This is a genomic window from Bombilactobacillus sp. ESL1197 (assembly GCF_058107145.1).
In genome coordinates this window covers 365,333-381,782 of sequence record NZ_JBYLTY010000001.1, presented here as the reverse complement: position 1 = coordinate 381,782, position 16,450 = coordinate 365,333, and the positions used below count along the sequence as shown (strand labels likewise).

Genomic DNA, 16,450 nt, shown 5'->3' with positions numbered 1-16,450 from the left:
GAAATTTATGTACAACAAAAAAAGTTCGGTTCCATTAACTAGCGCCATTAATTTACAATAGGACTGTTTTGAAAATTCCCTTAGCAAGCTTTTTTACGTAAAGGATAATTGAAAATCCTGACTATTAAAAAGTCGATGATTAAAAATTCGATTACTAATTAATCCCAGGACAATGGGTAAGAACAGAAATAAACTTAAAACAATAATCCAGTTAGAACTGGTAGCGCCCATTGTTTCTAAGGCCGTAGCTGGACCAATCAAACCAGAAAAACCAAATCCTGCACTTTGTGTCGTTCCAGTCACTTTAAAGATGGCGCCTACAGCTCCTAACAAACCAGAATTAATCAATACCGGAATTAATAACTTCGGCTTGGCCATTAAGTTAGGCATCTGCATTTTGGGTGAACCTAAAAAATGGGCCAACGACGTGCCAATGGAATTAACCTGCCAGCCATAAATTGCTAAGGCAAAACTAGCCGCCGTAATCCCCAAATTAGCGCAACCAGCAGCCACACCACTAATTCCAATGGCCGAAGCGATTCCCACTGAAGAAATGGGGGACAAAATCAATAAAGCAAAAATCATTCCCACTAAAGTTCCCATTACAATTGGTTGAAAAGCCATTAATTGTTTAACCCCGAAGCCAATGAAGGCCGTTACTTGTTGGACGTAAGGCAACGTCACTAAGCCAATTCCTCCAGCAATGACAATGACGATTAAAGGGACCAATAAAATGGTATAAGCTTTTAATTTTTGGCCTAAATATAAGATCACCGCCTCAGCAAGCATAATCGTTATCGCTATATTAATCACATCACCACTACCTTGGACCACTAACTGTTGATGACTTAATTTTACATTGCCGGCGCCACATATAGCCGCAATAGCGACGGCACCAGTTTGAATGGGTGTTAATTTTGCAGTCATCCCCACACAAATTCCGCCCATCACTGGTAATAAGCTAGTCGCAATTTCCGTTAAAAAATTTAAAATTTGAATTTGTGGCCAAATGGGCGTTAGCCACTTCACCAATAAACTGACTAAAACTCCGGGTACCAAGGCCAATACAATTCCCGTCGATAAACCGTTAATTGTTTCCCAACAAATTTTTTTAACATTTGCCATTTTGATTCCTCCATCGCACTAAAAAAGCCTACAGGTTTGACCATGCAGGCTTTTGACTTCTTACTCCAGCACTACACAGTTCAAAAGATGATGTTTTGATCTGTGTAGTCGTATAACAAAGAATACTGGTACTCAGATCAACGATCGAAAGTACCGGTAAAAATGAATATTCAACTGTCGGTTAATACTTAAACGCATCATGTTCACCTCAAATTGAATTTTAATTAAACATACTTAATTTTTGATTAAAAAGCAAGAACTTTTTTTAATTTTATATTGCTTGCTTTCCGCGGATAACCTCTTTAAAGTAATGATTATTAATTATGAAGGAGAAACTTTATGAGTTATTTATACTTGCTCATTGCCGTCATTGGTGAAATCATCGGTACTTCACTACTGAAAGCCTCAAATGGTTTTACCCAATTATTTCCTACTGGTGGGGCCTTAATCTCTTACGGAATTTGTTTCTACTGTCTGTCATTATCATTACGCAGTATCAACCTAAGTATTGCTTATGCGTTATGGTCAGGCGTGGGGATTATTGCCACCACCATCATTGGCGTCTTATTATGGCATGAAAAATTAAATTGGATGAGTGTTTTAGGTTTACTGTTGATCCTCATGGGCGTCATCTTAGTTAATTTATTCAATCACCATTGACCTAACTTTCTAGTAAATTTTTTCTTGGACAACTATGGTTGTTCTCAAACGTTTCACGTGAAACGTTTTCTTAGTAATAGAATCAAAAAGCCCCAATTACCAGCCATTCAACCGTAATTGGGACTTGCTTTTTTAAGCTTGTTTTTGATCAAATTTACATTGATGCAGCAAAACTTGATAGGACTGTTCTTGCATTTTGGAAATAGTTTTTTGATCCCACGCGTAAAAACCTTGCTTAGATTTAACGCCTAGTTGGTCCGTCATAACTTTATTTTGCAAAACCCAGTCCGTCTGTTTAGCACTGGACAAATTAGAATAAAGATAACTGCTCAAACGCTCCAACACATCTAAACCAATTACATCAGCTTGTGTTAGTGGACCCGCAGTTTGCCAATAACGGGCTAAACCATATTTAAAAATCGTATCAATCGTTTGGGCATCCACTACGCCGTGATCAATCAACGAAGTAGCCTCTCTCAGCACTGCCATTTCTAAGCGCTCACTAATAAAGCCTGCCCCCTCAGCAGTTAAATGCACCGGTTTTTTATTTAACGAAATAAACCAATCCATTAAGTGTTCGACGACCGCTTGAGCGGTCAATTGCCCAGACATAATTTCTACTAGCGGGATTAAATAAACTGGATAGCCAAAACATAGTCCCACAAAACGTTTGGGGTATTGTAATTGCTTTTGAATATCCGTCGGACACAAGTAAGTATTACAGTCAGCCAAGATGGCGTTTTGACTGACCAAGGGTTCAACTTCCTGCCAAAAATGCTGTTCCGCGAGCATCGTCATATGATTGGTAACAAATACAATATCTGCATCTTGAAAAGCGGTGGCAGCTTGAATTACTAGATGAATATAATTCCAAACTTCTGTCAAAGTTGTTTGTAATAATTTTTGTTGCACCAAATCCGTTAATTGTTGTTGAATCTTTTGGTGGCATGTATCTAAATCAGCTTGCGGTACGATTAAATTAACCTGGTAACCGGACCCAGCCAATTGAATTGCTAAAGAACAACCCAATTTGTTGGAACCAACGATACAGCAGTTGTTTATTAGATTTGACTTCATCAATTAGCCTCCTAATTAATTAAACGTCAAATAATCAATTTAACCCATATCTTCCCCTAGCTTCATCATAGTCTGGTTCGGTAACGATTACAAGTGTAACTTGGTGTGACTTTCTGAAGCCGAGTGGAGAGTAACCTTACGAACCTTCAGCTGTTCAAACAAGACGCGACAAAAAAATGTTCGTATCAAATGATACGAACATCACACTGCTCTAGGGGTCAGCAGTTTATATTTTTTCTGAGTGCTTTTAGTTCTAAATTGTTACTATCAATGAAAAATTTCAGCTTACTTTTCCACTGCTTGTAAATCTTGATTACCATCTAGTTCAGATTTACCAGCAAGATGCTTTCGTTGTAAGAAATCCATACTTAAATATAACAAAGCCAAACTGATCACGATAATTGATACTAAGACAATCACTGCTTGCACAAAGGTATTGTAACCTAATCCCGAAGTCAAAGCTTCCCGAAAACCATTAATTGAATAAGTCATTGGCAAGTAAGGATGAATTACATTATAAAAATGACTCGTAATTGGCATAGGGAAAGTTCCACCAGAACCGCCTAATTGAAGCATCAACAAGACCATTGCTAAAAAGCGTCCTGGATTATCTAATAACATCGCCAAAAACATAATTAGGAACATCGACGTCAGCGAGAATAAAATGGCAATCGTAAAGTACTCGCCTAAATTATCTGGTTGCAGTCCACCGACTAACATCAAGCCTGCATTTAACACGCCCATTGCGACAGCAATCACTGCTCCCACACTAATTTTACTTAAGAACCATTGCCAAGAAGGTTTTCCTGTCTCAGAAACACGACGAATCGGATAAATAAAGTTAAAGACGATAGAACCAACATATAATGCCACTGACAATACATACGGTGCTAGCGCATGACCATAATTAGATACGCGGCTATAATGATGCTGTTTAACCTTAGTCGGCGCAGCCATCATCTGGGCATTTTTAGTAGTTGGTTTAATTTGACTTAACGTCTGTGAACCTTGATTCAAGGCTTGACCTAATTGGCCACTACCACTGAGTAATTGTTGCGCACCCGCGGTTAACGGCTCACCACTAGATGCCAATTGGCCGGTGGCACTAGCCAGCTGTTGCACACCTGAACCCAATTGCTGACTACCAGCATCTAATTGATCAATCCCGTTAGTTAATGTCGGTACAGATTGATTAAGTTGTGACAAACCACTAGCTAATTGATTAGCACCCGAAGTTAAACCTGCTTGTGTACCCGTACCATTTAAAGCACTTTGAATACCTTGCACACCCGAGTTCAATTGGTTGATTGCCTGACTGGCACCTGGTAAGGCTAAGTTAGAAGCTTGCGCTAATTGTTGGACACTACCTTGTAGTTGACCTAATTGACCTTGAATTTGTTGTAATTGCGGTTGTGCTTGTTGCACTGCTTGTAAGTTAGCTCCAATGCCTTGTGTAGCGGCACTGGCTGCCTGCAAATTACCAGCTACACTTTGTAAAGCTGGTTGCAAGTCACTGGAAGCACTACTATCAGCTCCTTGAGCTAAACCAGATTGTACCGCTTGACTAACAATAACTTGTTGATCAGCCGTCAATGGCGTTCCTTGATTAGCTAATTCTTGATTGATTTGGCCAATAATTGCTTGGGAACTTGTCGCCACATCAACTCCACTACCGGTATTTGTATTCAAACTGGCCAAAGTTTGACTAGCTTGTTGTAAATTACTACCAATCGTTTGCGTTTGGCTACCAATTCCTGCTAGATTATTTTGAAAATTACCTAAGGCACCAGTATTTGTTTGTTGTAAGGTTTGATTTAATTGTTGCAAACCAGAATTGATTTGAGGTAAAGCCGCAACAACTTGTTGTAATTGTGCTTGTTGACTGCCAGAAGCGCTCGCGCTCACAGCATTTTGTAGCTGGGCCAAGCCGGAACTTAATTGATTAGCACCGTTACTTAATTGGCTGACACTGCTTGCTAGAGGTTGCACTTGTTGTTTTAATTGCGCAATCCCGTTCGTTAATGGCGCAACATTTAAACTCAAAGTTTGCACACCGTCATTAACCTGGGATACTGCCGCCGTATATTGATTCAAACCATCACTCAATGTGACCGTACCAACGTTGAGTTGACTAGCACCACTCGCTGCCTGTTGCATGCCATGGGTAATCACATTTAAACCAGCAAACATGGCTTGCGCATAAGCTTGAGTGACCGCAGATCGAACTTGCGAATTTAACTTAGTAACTCCCATCTGACTAATCACACTGCCAATATAATTCAAGGAATCATTAGTTTGGTATTGTAACTTCATTTTCTTAGGATGTTTGTCTAAAGCAGTTGCCGCATTTTTAGAAAAATCCTTCGGAATCGTCACCACTGTAAAATATTTTTGATCTTTCAGACCCTTTTTTGCTTGTTTAGCGGAGACAAAGCGCCAGCCTAACTGGTGATTTTTTTTCAATTTTTTAACCGTTTGCTGTCCTACCGCTAACTTTTTCCCCTCATAGTGCACTGGCTTATCTTCGTTAACCACGGCGACAGGAAGATGTTGCGTTTCACCATACGGATCCCAAACTGAACGCAAGAAGAAAATGGAATACAAAAAGGGAATTAATGCAATGGCAATCAATGAAATCCAAATCATATGATGTTTGCCAATAAATTTCCATTCTTTTTTAATCATAAATAACAAACTACTCCTTATTAATTTCTCTTAGTTATTCAATAATTTCATTGAGCTGCAAAGCCAGAAGTTCTTGAAATGACTGTTGGCGTTGCTTTTGCTCAGATGGTAAGAAGCCCATCATTTCAATAGCGGTAAAGCCGAGTACCGCACTGATAAAAGTTTGGACAAAATTTTTCGCATGCATATGCTTCAAATGCACGCCCGTGACCAATTTATCCAAGATTTGCCAATTACGGGCCGTCTTTTGATAAAACAGACTATCATGACTAAAGCGATGAACTTCATAAACTAGTTCCACCAGTTTACCCTGACTTTCAAAATAATGATGGGCCACTTCCCCATACTTTTGAAACGCCGCTTTGCCAGACAGACCAAGCAAATTATCCATAAATAATTGATACAAATTGTCCATAAAGTCCGCACCAATCTGATTGATTAAATCTTGCAGATTTTTAAAGTAATTGTACAAAGTTTGCGAACGAATATCCAATTTTTGGGCGATGAGTGGAAATGATAGCGAACGAATGCCATCATCAAAAACGATTTGCTGCGCAACTTGAACAATCTGCTCCTTAGTTACACGTCGATTAACCATTTTCCATCTCCTTATATTTGTAAAAACAATATTACAATGTGTAATTTTAATATAAATTTTTTCGGCTTTCAAGCACAAAATCTTCAAACTTTCAAAATAGTTCTACCAAACAAAAAGTTTTATAATAATGAACATTGGAGGTTCTCTTATGATTCTAGAACGTAATAATTTTTTAAGTATTGACCAAATTGAAATGCAGATTAGTTCCGTCCTCATGAAAGATCACGACATTGATCTCACTCAACTAATTAACCTATATATGTTACGCCGTTCTGCCATTAAAGAGATCGGCACGAAGTTAGAAAACTTAGATGATGAGTATTCCATCACGCACCATCACAATCCGATTAATCTCATTGAAGAGCGAATCAAAAGTCCCGCCAGTTTATTTGATAAACTAGAACGCAAACAGCTCCCTTATTCAATTGAAAGTATCAATAAAAACATGCTCGATATTGCTGGCATTCGTGTTATTACCAATTATCTGGATGATATTTTGCGCGTTAAAGAAGCCTTAATTAATCAAGACGACGTCAAATTAATCAAAAGCAAAGATTACTTAAATCACCCTAAACCTAACGGTTACCGTGGGTTGCACTTAGTTGTTAGTGTCCCGGTCTTTTTAGCCAATCAAACGCACAAAGATATTCCCGTAGAAGTGCAGTTACGCACTAGCGGCATGAACATGTGGGCTAGCCTCGAACATAAATTACATTATAAAAACCTAACTAGTACCGCTAAAGCTGATACCTATACTGATAAGCTCGGCGAATACTCCCAGCGGATCAACGATATTGAAGTCGGAATGCAACAAATTGCTAAAGATTTAGATAAATAGTTCCTACCATATATTTTTATCATGATCATTAATCATAAGGTTATCATCAGCCGAATTTATGAAAGTTATGTGACTATGCAAATTGCTTGAAGCCAAGTCTACTGGCCTGAAAATGTTCCTGATGAAATCGTTGAAGGTCATTTTTCCCATTTAGCTTCAGCAAAAGAGCGTTGTTCAACTTGGAAGTTGAACAACGCTCTTTGAATATTCCAATTATTTATCGGAGCCTTGATTAATCACCGAAAACATTGCCTGGCGGGCTTGATTAATTTGTTCAGCCGTAATTTCAATCTCAGTTGAGACAATATACTTAATCACAGAAATGGCATTAATACTAACCAACGACGACTGTAATGAATCCGGCGACCATTGATACTTTTGATGTAATAATTCTTTAAAAGATTGCGCCAATTGACTCTCAAAATCTTGATGTTGTGAATAAAATTTACTATTAAATAGTGCTTGAATCAACTCACGATGTTCAAAAAAATAATGAATGTGCTCAGCACTTTGGTTTGTGATCGCGTTGTCTAACACGTCCTTAGAATCTACAATAAATCTCTGACTTAATTTTTCTACTAAATCTTCTTTATCTTCAAAATAGTTATAAAACGTATTGCGATTAATCATTGCTTTTTGGGCTAATTGATTAATCGTTAATTTGTGATAGCCGTTTTTATTAACCAATTCTATAAAGGCCTCTACAATAGCTTTTATTGTCTTTTTTTTACGTAAATCCATATTTTCTCCTCAAATAGTGAGCACTTTGCTTAAAAATGTCGCAAAACGAACATTTTCAGAAAAATTAACTAATGATTTTTAATATTAATGTGGCTAAAATGGAACAATCACACAAGCAAAGGAGTTTTCACAAGTATGAAATTTTTCAATTTCTTAAAAGCTAAAGGCTTTTGGATTGCGATAATTGCTGCCACCTTAATGGTAACCTTTTTAGGCGGTATTCAAATCGGTGTCCGCAATAACGTAGCTGTTAAAAAATTACCCGTGGCAGTGGTTGATCTGGACAAAGGTCCCCAGTCCCAGAAAATCGCTGATAAATTACATGATGCTGGCACCAAAAAAGATGCCAAAATCAAATTTATAAAAAAAGATTCTGTTTCAACTGCCAAAAAGGCAATTAACGAACACAAGGCTTACGGAATTATTGTTTTTCCAAAGGATTTCTCACAAAAGCAAAAACAAATTGGCACTTACGTACAGCAAGTGGCTATTGCCAGCATGACCAACAAGCCTGAGCCAGCTGCGCCACAGCCGATTAAAGTTAAAATCATTATTAGCCAAGGTTCGAACGTCTCAGCCAGTTCTGCTTTAACTACTGGTCTCCCGGTCTTAATTAATAAATTAAACGCAGGAATGAGTAAACAAATCAACCTACAACTGGCTCAAAAATCCGTTAAATTGTCGCCACAAGCTTATTCCGCACTCAATAATTTAATGGTACCTCAAGTTAAGAATATCAATAAAGTACCTGATAAATCAATGAGTGGCATGATGCCAATGATGACTACTGTTTTCATCTGGATTGGAGCCATGATGGGTAACATGATGCTATGGCGCTATTTGAAAGCTCAAACTAAGACCAAGCGTTTAACCACTAGATTAGTAGGGCAACAAGCTGTCGCTGGTATTTTATTAGCTGCTATCGTAACTTTTGTTATTTACGGAATTAGCAGTGCCTTCTCCGTACCAATTCCAAATACTGGATCTTATCTCGGAATACTCTTTACTTCAGTCTTAGTCTTTTTCTATTTACTCAGTGCCCTCTTTGATTGGTTGGGGATGGGCGGTCAATTAATCGCGATGGCCGTTTGGATGTTATCAATAGCTGTTGCTGCTTATCCTAAGGAAGCCTTAACCGCATTCCAAAGAGACTTTATCTTTAGTTGGACCCCAATTAAATTCCCAATGGAAGCTTTAACCAATATTTTCTATCTACCCAATGGTACCACAACTGGTAGTATGATGAGCATCATGGCCGTGATTGGCATTATCAGCTTAATTGTAATGTTCTTAGCTAGTCTAGGACAAAAAGATAAGACCGTCACTGCTTAGAATCAACTATTTTCAGTCAGTAAAAAGAGTAGAACAAAAGTGAGCAACTTTTTGTCCTGCTCTTTTTTGTATATTAATATGAGCTTAATACCGAAAATAACCACTAAAATTAAAGCAAAAGTACCTACTCTAGATAACCTTGTAACAAACAATAATGGAACCCAGCTAGGCATCTGCAAATAAAACCAGGATGTTGGGACAATAACATTAATTAGTTACTTTCACTACAACGGCAATTTTTAATTAGGTTTGCCAGCAATTACCAAAACTTTTCTCGAGTATACCAGCCGTTTTTAGGACAATTTTCTCCAAAAGAAAAAGATTGAATGTAAAAGCTTAAAACAGCCACTTTCACTTCAATCTCTATTATTTCCAAAAATTAAAATTTCTACCGTCCGGTAAACGAACTAAACGTAATATGATAATACTTCCGAAAGCCCCAGCGAGCTGCATAAGCTACGATGGCAATTACTATTTCAGCCCAAGCTGGTAAAATCGGATTGAGGACTGGTGGGACAAGCACCGTTAACATCCAGACAAAGAACATGATCAACAAACCAATAATGATAATCAAAATGGTTTTCCAGAAAGGTTCGCGTTTGTGATCCTCTGCTAACATGCGTTTATTCAACCAACCGAATAAAACGCCCCAAACAATCGCAATCACTAAAATAGATAAAATTCCACTTTGGTTTTGCCGACTAGGATGCTTAATGAATAAGCTCATCACTCCATACATAATGGCAAAAATCGCTACAAATAACAAGGAATTATCCACCGCCATTTGCCAAGTCGGTGTATTGGAAGCTGTAGCCTTCGGCGCCTTTTTATGAATCAACGAATCGATTTTCGTCGTTACGGAACCATAAAGTTGGCGCGCCGGAATCCCCTTAATTTGATTATCAAGGACTTCTTGTAGCAAACCATCAACCAATGTTTGGGCTTGTTGTGGCGTTTTTCCTTGCTGTGTCAGCCCTTTTTGCAACCGAAATAAGTAATCTTCATTTTTATTACTTAGTTTTTGACGTAATTGTTCGGGCGTGGCATCTTTAATTTGCTCTTCAACTTCTAATTGATGTTCTCGTTTTCGAGTACGTTGCTGCTGTTGTTCTTGTTGGTGTTGTTGTGCTTGTTTATTTTTATCTCTGGGATCCATAGCTACTCCTAAACATTAAACCGGAATTCAATAATATCTCCATCTTGAACTACATAATCTTTACCTTCAAGCCGTAAACGTCCAGCTTCTTTGACTGCTTGCATACTACCATATTTGTCTAAATCGGCATACGAAACCGTCTCAGCTTTAATAAAGCCCCGTTCAAAATCTGAATGGATCACTCCAGCCACTTGGGGAGCTTTCATTCCTTGCTTAAACGTCCAAGCTCTGGTTTCTGGACCACCAGCCGTAAAGAACGTCGCTAAACCTAATAAATGATAGCTAGCACGAATCAACCGATCTAACCCGGATTCTTCTACACCTTCAGCTTCCAAAAAGACTTGGCGTTCATCATCATCTAATTCCGCAATTTCTTCTTCCGTTTTGGCTGAAATACCAATCACTTCTGCATTTTCCTTTGCAGCATAGTCTGCAACTTGTTGATAATATGGTGATTGAGTAGGATCGGCCATGTCATCTTCAGCAATATTAGCTACGTATAAAACTGGCTTGGCGGTTAATAAAAATAACCCCTTAACGATTGGCTGCTCTTCCTCACTGAAATCAATACTCCGCACGGCACCGCCTGCTTCTAAGACTGGTTGAATTTTTTGTAAAACGGCTAATTCTGCCACTGCCGCTTTATCTTTGGTGCGTGCTACTTTTTCAACTTTAGCTAAGCGCTTATTGACACTATCCAAGTCCGCAATACTTAATTCCAAATTAATCGTTTCAATATCATCCAAGGGATCAATTTTACCATTGACATGAGTGATATTATCATCAGCAAAGGCCCGCACCACGTGCACAATTGCATCCACTTGGCGAATATTTTCTAAAAATTTATTACCCAAACCTTCACCTTGGCTAGCACCCTTAACAATCCCGGCGATATCCGTAAATTCAAATGTGGTATGAACAATTTTCTTAGCGGGAATTAATTCATCAATCCGCTTTAAACGCGCATCTGGCACCTCAACCATCCCGACATTGGGATCAATAGTGGCAAAGGGATAATTAGCCATTTCTGCTCCTGCTTTGGTAATTGCATTAAATAAAGTTGATTTACCCACATTAGGTAAACCAACGATTCCTGCTGTTAAAGCCATGATCTAAACTCCTTATTAATTTAATTGATTAGGTATTTTTAGTTTTGCAGTTGCGATATAAAATTCTTCTTGAGCGGTTTTAACTTCGTGCTCTTTGGTAATAATTTTTTTGAATTTTTTATTAAATTCCGCCCGAGGCATCATCACTTGGTGGCCGCAGCCTAAACACCGGATCTTAATATCGGCACCTAAGCGCACAACCTCCCAGCGATTATAGCTACAAGCATGCGGTTTTTTCATTAAAACAATATCACCTAGCTGATACATATTGGCCCCCTTAATCAACAGAAATGTCTAATAAATCTAAAATTCGATTTAAATCTTTCGTCGAAGAAAAATCAATTTGAATTTTACCTTTACCATTTTTGCCATCGGTCACCTTCACACTAGTACCAAACTTATCAACCAACTGCTCTTCAGTGGCCCGAATGAAGGGAGATTTGGTTATTTTCTTTTTGGTTTTCACAGGTTGATTAGCCATTGCTTCTAATTGTCGCACAGTTAAGCTTTGTTGGACGGCCATCTTCGCTACTTGATCAATTTTTTGTGGATCTTTAAAAGTCAATAAAGTCCGAGCTTGCGCCATCGTCAATTGACCATTAATTAAGTATTGTTTCGTTTGGTTAGGCAAACTGAGTAGGCGTAAATAATTTGCAATATAAGGTCGACTCTTGCCCAGACGTTCCGACACTTGTTCCTGCGTTAAATGCAATTTTTCAATTAAAGTTTGATAAGCCTGTGCCTCTTCAATCGGATTTAAATCTTCACGCTGGAGATTTTCCAAAACGCCAATTTCCATCATTTGGCTTTCGTCTAATTGCCGAACAATGGCGGGAATTGTTTGCCGTTGAGCTATTTTACTAGCGCGAAAACGGCGTTCCCCCACTACAATCTGGTAGCCATTAACACTTTTACGCACCACAATTGGTTGAAACACGCCATTTTCTTTGATTGATTGCGCCAATTCATTTAAAGCTTCTTGATCAAAGCTTTTACGTGGTTGATACGGATTGGGACGAATGGCTTCTAAGGAAATCTCAACAACATTTTCAGAACTAATTTCATTATTTTCAAAATCTGAAAAGATGGCATCAATTCCGCGACCTAAGCCGCTTCTCTTTTTATCGGGCATCGTTGTTCATAACCTCCTTGGCTAATTGCAAATAGACCTCCGCTCCCCGTGACTTACGATCAAAATCAATAATCGGCAAACCATAACTAGGAGCTTCGGCTAAACGAGTATTCCGTGGAATAATCGTTTTATAAACGTGATCTCCAAAATAACTTTGTACTTCCGTTACCACTTGGGTCCCAAGATTAGTTCGCGCGTCAAACATTGTTAACAACACACCTTCAATGGCTAAATCGGGATTAAAATGTTTTTGCACTAAGCGAATCGTATTTAACAATTGACTCAATCCTTCCAAAGCATAGTATTCGCTTTGTACTGGAATAATAATTGAATTGCTAGCAGTAAAAGCATTGATGGACAATTGCCCCAAGGAAGGTGGACAATCAATCAATACGTAATCATAATCAGTAGCAATCGAACCAACGGCCTCCTTGAGGCGGGTTTCACGGGCCATCATTGAAGTTAGTTCCATTTCGGCCCCCGCTAATTGAATAGTAGCGGGCACAATGTCCAAGTTTTTGCGCTGTGTATGCATAATTGTATCTTTCAAGGGCATTTCATTAATAATGACATCGTAAATATCTTGTGCCACATCAACTTTCTTAATACCTAAACCACTAGTGGCATTGCCTTGCGGGTCAATATCAATGACTAATACTCGCTGTCCTAGTTCAGATAAACAAGCACCCAAGTTAATGGTCGTCGTTGTTTTACCAACGCCACCTTTTTGATTGGCGAGTGAAATTACTTTAACCATGCTTGTTCTCCTTTTTAATTGTGATAATCATTTGGTATTCTTGGTCAGTTTCTGTTTCTTGGTAAACAAATTGTGCGCCATTTTTTCGCGCCAATTTCACTGAATCGCGCACAGTATTAATGGCTAATTGTGAACTTTTCGAAGTTAAGGCCCGAATTTTTTTATGCTGCTTAGTAGGCGCTGGTTGTTGCTTTTTTTGAATTAAACGCTCCGTTTGTTGCACCGTTAGGTGTTTAGCTTGAATCTGCGCTAATAACTGACTTTGATGCGCAACCGGTACTTGTAATAAGGCACGGCCGTGACGTTGAGAGATTTGCCCCTGGGCTAAAGCCGTTTGCACGGTGGGGGTTAAGTTTAATAAGCGAATTTTATTAGCGATATAAGATTGACTCTTCCCCAAATGTTTCGCCAAATCTTTTTGCGTCAAATGATTCATTTGCATCAAATTTTGATAAGCTTGTGCTTCCTCAATCGGATTAAGATCTTGTCGTTGCAAATTTTCAATTAAAGCTAATGAGGCCGACTGTTGGTCATCATAATCGCGTACAATGGCCGGAATTTTGGACCATTGTAGCTGGCTAATAGCGCGAAAGCGCCGTTCACCAGCAATTAACTCATACTTTTGATCAGCTGTTAACCGCACAATAATTGGTTGCAATAAACCATTAGTAGCAATAGACTGCGCTAACTCTAAAATTTTCTCATTATCAAATTTTTGCCGTGGCTGATAGCGATTAACAATCACTTGTGCTAACGGAATTTCTTGAACTTGGTCCGTTTTGGTAGGGCCATTTTTCTCTTTAAAGTGTTCCCAAAATGACACTCCGTACTCCTCCTACTATGACAAAAACTCTTATAACGGTTGTTTCGTGGGCGTTCCGGGCTTGCGGGGATATTTAGCTGGTGTCTTATGGATTTTTTTGATTAAAATTAATTCGCGTAACCCCGCTTGCTCCGGCAATTGCCATTGTTGTAATTTAGTAACTTGACCACCTAAAACCTGTAAAGCATTTTGTGCTTGATCAAGTTCATTTTGTGCTTGTTGAGACTTTAAAGCAATAAAAGTCCCCTCTAACTTCACCACTGGCAAACACAATTCTAATAATGCGGGTAACTTAGCCACCGCGCGCGCCGTCACAAAATCAAAGTGTTCACGATAATCTTTTTGGCGGCCAAATTCTTCTGCACGCGCATGAATCAACTGGACATTATCTAACCGGAGAGTTTGCACGACTTGCTCCAAAAAATTAATCCGTTTTTGCAACGAATCGACAATCGTTAACTGCAACTGGGGATTAATAATTTTTAAAACTAAGCCTGGAAAACCAGCGCCAGAACCAATATCGGCTAAACTCACAGCTTGTTGTAACTGTGGTTGCACCAAGAGAGCTACTGCCGAATCATAAAAATGCTTAACATAAATTTCAGCGGGATCGGTAATACTCGTTAAATTAACCACTTTATTGGTCTGAATTAATAAATCTAGGTATAGCTGAAATTGGGTCAATTGTTGGGATGACAAATTAACCCCTTCCTTACTTAAGGCTTGTTGAAATTCTTGCGGACTCATGTAAACTCCTCACGTGAAACATAGCTTATGTTTCACAATTATCCTATCTTAATTAGCTAGTAAACGCAATAACTGTCTACTATTATACATGTTTTTTTAACAAACATTATAGTAAAATTAACCCCAAGAATTAGCTCTTTTTCCGCAGCTGTCTGGAATCAAAGTTTTATAGAAAGCAGGACTTTTATGTTACCTTTTTTACGTTTAACCCAAAATAATGATTTACAGCAAATTCAAACCCTCATTACCGCCGCGCAACAACTTCTCGCAAAAGATCACATCAACCAGTGGCAAGATGGCCATCCTAATATTCGTCAAATCCAGCAGGATATCACTCAACACGCCAGTTGGTCGTTATGTTTACAACAACAAGTTGTTGGTACTGCAGCGCTAATTAATGGCCCTGATCCTAATTATCAAACTTTAGCCAATAACAACTATCACAGTCATGAGCCTTATGCTGTTATTCACCGCTTTACCGTTAATCCACAGTTTAGCGGCCAACAGCTGGGCCGTTATCTCATGTCTAATTTAATCACGCAAGCTTATCAACAGGGTTACCAAAATTTACGCATTGATACGCATCCGCAAAATCTACGCATGCAACATTTAATTGAACAAACTGGTTTTCAAAAACGGGGAACGATTGAATTGCTAGATAACCAACATGCTTTGCGGTGGGTTTATGAATTAAATTTGTGAGTTACATCAAACTGTACTGTTTTAGAAACTGCATCAATCTGAATTTGTGCTCCCAAAACAGTAGGCAACATTGGCACTGTGTGACAACTATCATAATCATAAATAATTGGTAAGTCAGGATTATTAAGGACCTCTTGTAAAATATCAATGGGGCGCTGGTGACTTTGTTGATCGTCAAACAAGGCGTGCTTTCCCAAAATAATACCGCCAATTTGGTCAAAGACTCCCGCTATTTTTAGATGCGCAAAACTACGTTCCACCGTCGCCGCATCTTTTTGTGCATCTTCCAGTAATAAAATGTCACCTGTTTGCAGCCGTGGAAAATATTTCGTACCAAAAATCCCCGCCATGGTATTTAAATTGCCGCCCATCACGCGACCTGTTAAATAAGGAGTTACTGTATAATGCCAGTGATTAGCATGGCGCTTTTTAGGATGTTGCCACTTTTCCCAATTAATAGCTTCCTCACTCCAATATGGACGTTGGTGTAAAGTTACCGTTGTACTAGCCTGTAAAACAGCTAATAAATCTTGCCACATCAAATCCACATACGGTGGCCATTCACCAAAGGAAGCCACCACTGCCGGACCATAAATCACCCGACAATTGGGAGCCTGCGCTTGCACAGCTAAAAGTAAGGCTGTCGTATCCGAATAACCGATAATCGTCTTGGGATGCCGGTTTAAATAAGAAAAATCCACATAGGGTAAAACTGAATTAGTATTATTACCACCAATGGCAGCCATTAAAATAGGGATATCCTCCCGATAGATTAATTCGTTAATTTCCTGTGCACGCTGCCGAATTGAGCCCGAACGATAAAACTCACTTTGTCCGGTTAATGACCCTGCTACTACCGAAACACCTTGTTGTTTTAAGAAATTAACCGCTCGTAAGTAGCGCTGAGGTGCGAGTGCACTAATGGGTGTTGAGGCTGAAAACATTCCTATTTTCATATTTTTCACTTT

The 16,450-nt window shown here is 38.8% G+C and carries 17 protein-coding genes; 4 read left to right on the top strand and 13 right to left on the bottom strand.

Going from position 1 to position 16,450, the window contains the following annotated elements:
- Positions 1 to 93: 93 nt before the first annotated feature.
- Complete coding sequence (locus AC3B6B_RS01580) at positions 94 to 1,125, bottom strand: PTS sugar transporter subunit IIC (RefSeq protein WP_489756960.1); 1,032 nt, start codon at positions 1,123 to 1,125, stop codon at positions 94 to 96.
- 339 nt (positions 1,126 to 1,464) lie between these two features.
- Here AC3B6B_RS01580 and AC3B6B_RS01575 point away from each other — a divergent pair, with 339 nt between their 5' ends.
- Positions 1,465 to 1,785 (top strand): DMT family transporter, encoded by a 321-nt coding sequence (locus AC3B6B_RS01575; protein WP_489756959.1) that lies wholly within the window; start codon positions 1,465 to 1,467, stop codon positions 1,783 to 1,785.
- Between the two features lie 132 nt (positions 1,786 to 1,917).
- On the opposite strand, the gene AC3B6B_RS01570 is transcribed toward AC3B6B_RS01575, so the two are convergent.
- The 3 genes from AC3B6B_RS01570 to AC3B6B_RS01560 form a co-directional block, all read right to left on the bottom strand.
- Complete coding sequence (locus AC3B6B_RS01570) at positions 1,918 to 2,862, bottom strand: 3-hydroxyacyl-CoA dehydrogenase family protein (protein WP_489756958.1); 945 nt, start codon at positions 2,860 to 2,862, stop codon at positions 1,918 to 1,920.
- Between the two features lie 285 nt (positions 2,863 to 3,147).
- Positions 3,148 to 5,547 carry a YhgE/Pip family protein gene (locus AC3B6B_RS01565; protein ID WP_489756957.1) on the bottom strand — a complete coding sequence of 800 codons (2,400 nt, stop codon included), beginning with the start codon at positions 5,545 to 5,547 and terminating at the stop codon, positions 3,148 to 3,150.
- Positions 5,548 to 5,581: 34 nt separating this feature from the next.
- Positions 5,582 to 6,145: a TetR/AcrR family transcriptional regulator gene (locus AC3B6B_RS01560; protein ID WP_489756956.1), complete on the bottom strand. Its 564-nt coding sequence runs from the start codon at positions 6,143 to 6,145 to the stop codon at positions 5,582 to 5,584.
- 148 nt (positions 6,146 to 6,293) lie between these two features.
- Between AC3B6B_RS01560 and AC3B6B_RS01555 the strand changes: the two genes are divergently transcribed.
- Positions 6,294 to 6,983, top strand: coding sequence for a GTP pyrophosphokinase (locus AC3B6B_RS01555; RefSeq protein ID WP_489756955.1), 690 nt, complete (start codon positions 6,294 to 6,296; stop codon positions 6,981 to 6,983).
- Positions 6,984 to 7,196: 213 nt separating this feature from the next.
- On the opposite strand, the gene AC3B6B_RS01550 is transcribed toward AC3B6B_RS01555, so the two are convergent.
- Positions 7,197 to 7,724 (bottom strand): TetR/AcrR family transcriptional regulator, encoded by a 528-nt coding sequence (locus AC3B6B_RS01550; protein ID WP_489756954.1) that lies wholly within the window; start codon positions 7,722 to 7,724, stop codon positions 7,197 to 7,199.
- 135 nt (positions 7,725 to 7,859) lie between these two features.
- Between AC3B6B_RS01550 and AC3B6B_RS01545 the strand changes: the two genes are divergently transcribed.
- Complete coding sequence (locus tag AC3B6B_RS01545) at positions 7,860 to 9,056, top strand: YhgE/Pip domain-containing protein (RefSeq protein WP_489756953.1); 1,197 nt, start codon at positions 7,860 to 7,862, stop codon at positions 9,054 to 9,056.
- Positions 9,057 to 9,444: 388 nt separating this feature from the next.
- Here AC3B6B_RS01545 and AC3B6B_RS01540 read toward each other — a convergent pair whose 3' ends face one another.
- The 7 genes from AC3B6B_RS01540 to rsmG are packed head-to-tail and all read right to left on the bottom strand — an operon-like array spanning position 9,445 to position 14,780.
- Positions 9,445 to 10,212 (bottom strand): DUF1129 family protein, encoded by a 768-nt coding sequence (locus AC3B6B_RS01540; RefSeq protein WP_489756952.1) that lies wholly within the window; start codon positions 10,210 to 10,212, stop codon positions 9,445 to 9,447.
- 8 nt (positions 10,213 to 10,220) lie between these two features.
- Positions 10,221 to 11,321, bottom strand: a complete 1,101-nt coding sequence (ychF, locus tag AC3B6B_RS01535) for a redox-regulated ATPase YchF (protein WP_489756951.1) — start codon at positions 11,319 to 11,321, stop codon at positions 10,221 to 10,223.
- A gap of 15 nt (positions 11,322 to 11,336) precedes the next feature.
- Positions 11,337 to 11,588 carry a DUF951 domain-containing protein gene (locus AC3B6B_RS01530; protein ID WP_489756950.1) on the bottom strand — a complete coding sequence of 84 codons (252 nt, stop codon included), beginning with the start codon at positions 11,586 to 11,588 and terminating at the stop codon, positions 11,337 to 11,339.
- A gap of 10 nt (positions 11,589 to 11,598) precedes the next feature.
- Positions 11,599 to 12,453, bottom strand: a complete 855-nt coding sequence (locus AC3B6B_RS01525) for a ParB/RepB/Spo0J family partition protein (RefSeq protein ID WP_489756949.1) — start codon at positions 12,451 to 12,453, stop codon at positions 11,599 to 11,601.
- Complete coding sequence (locus tag AC3B6B_RS01520) at positions 12,443 to 13,210, bottom strand: ParA family protein (protein ID WP_489756948.1); 768 nt, start codon at positions 13,208 to 13,210, stop codon at positions 12,443 to 12,445. The genes AC3B6B_RS01525 and AC3B6B_RS01520 overlap by 11 nt, the downstream gene beginning before the upstream one ends.
- Entirely contained in the window at positions 13,203 to 14,033 is an 831-nt protein-coding gene (gene noc / locus AC3B6B_RS01515) for a nucleoid occlusion protein (protein WP_489756947.1), read from the bottom strand. Before noc ends, AC3B6B_RS01520 begins: the two co-directional genes overlap by 8 nt.
- A 30-nt stretch (positions 14,034 to 14,063) precedes the next feature.
- Entirely contained in the window at positions 14,064 to 14,780 is a 717-nt protein-coding gene (gene rsmG / locus AC3B6B_RS01510) for a 16S rRNA (guanine(527)-N(7))-methyltransferase RsmG (protein ID WP_489756946.1), read from the bottom strand.
- 186 nt (positions 14,781 to 14,966) lie between these two features.
- On the opposite strand from rsmG, the gene AC3B6B_RS01505 reads away from it, so the two are divergent.
- A complete protein-coding gene (locus tag AC3B6B_RS01505; RefSeq protein ID WP_489756945.1) occupies positions 14,967 to 15,482 on the top strand; it encodes a GNAT family N-acetyltransferase in 516 nt (171 codons plus the stop codon).
- Here AC3B6B_RS01505 and AC3B6B_RS01500 read toward each other — a convergent pair.
- Positions 15,464 to 16,438, bottom strand: coding sequence for a S66 family peptidase (locus tag AC3B6B_RS01500; protein ID WP_489756944.1), 975 nt, complete (start codon positions 16,436 to 16,438; stop codon positions 15,464 to 15,466). The two genes, AC3B6B_RS01505 and AC3B6B_RS01500, sit on opposite strands and share 19 nt — an antisense overlap.
- Positions 16,439 to 16,450 lie beyond the last annotated feature (12 nt).

Bases quoted from the DNA above. Each gene is read 5' to 3' on its own strand.
- AC3B6B_RS01500 (WP_489756944.1), bottom strand. From the start codon at position 16,438: ATGAAAATAGGAATGTTTTCAGCCTCAACACCCATTAGTGCACTCGCA.
- ychF (WP_489756951.1), bottom strand. From the start codon at position 11,321: ATGGCTTTAACAGCAGGAATCGTTGGTTTACCTAATGTGGGTAAATCA.
- AC3B6B_RS01530 (WP_489756950.1), bottom strand. From the start codon at position 11,588: ATGTATCAGCTAGGTGATATTGTTTTAATGAAAAAACCGCATGCTTGT.
- AC3B6B_RS01550 (WP_489756954.1), bottom strand. From the start codon at position 7,724: ATGGATTTACGTAAAAAAAAGACAATAAAAGCTATTGTAGAGGCCTTT.
- AC3B6B_RS01575 (WP_489756959.1), top strand. From the start codon at position 1,465: ATGAGTTATTTATACTTGCTCATTGCCGTCATTGGTGAAATCATCGGT.
- AC3B6B_RS01540 (WP_489756952.1), bottom strand. From the start codon at position 10,212: ATGGATCCCAGAGATAAAAATAAACAAGCACAACAACACCAACAAGAA.
- AC3B6B_RS01525 (WP_489756949.1), bottom strand. From the start codon at position 12,453: ATGCCCGATAAAAAGAGAAGCGGCTTAGGTCGCGGAATTGATGCCATC.
- AC3B6B_RS01545 (WP_489756953.1), top strand. From the start codon at position 7,860: ATGAAATTTTTCAATTTCTTAAAAGCTAAAGGCTTTTGGATTGCGATA.
- AC3B6B_RS01520 (WP_489756948.1), bottom strand. From the start codon at position 13,210: ATGGTTAAAGTAATTTCACTCGCCAATCAAAAAGGTGGCGTTGGTAAA.
- AC3B6B_RS01580 (WP_489756960.1), bottom strand. From the start codon at position 1,125: ATGGCAAATGTTAAAAAAATTTGTTGGGAAACAATTAACGGTTTATCG.
- AC3B6B_RS01565 (WP_489756957.1), bottom strand. From the start codon at position 5,547: ATGATTAAAAAAGAATGGAAATTTATTGGCAAACATCATATGATTTGG.
- AC3B6B_RS01505 (WP_489756945.1), top strand. From the start codon at position 14,967: ATGTTACCTTTTTTACGTTTAACCCAAAATAATGATTTACAGCAAATT.
- AC3B6B_RS01555 (WP_489756955.1), top strand. From the start codon at position 6,294: ATGATTCTAGAACGTAATAATTTTTTAAGTATTGACCAAATTGAAATG.
- rsmG (WP_489756946.1), bottom strand. From the start codon at position 14,780: ATGAGTCCGCAAGAATTTCAACAAGCCTTAAGTAAGGAAGGGGTTAAT.
- AC3B6B_RS01560 (WP_489756956.1), bottom strand. From the start codon at position 6,145: ATGGTTAATCGACGTGTAACTAAGGAGCAGATTGTTCAAGTTGCGCAG.
- AC3B6B_RS01570 (WP_489756958.1), bottom strand. From the start codon at position 2,862: ATGAAGTCAAATCTAATAAACAACTGCTGTATCGTTGGTTCCAACAAA.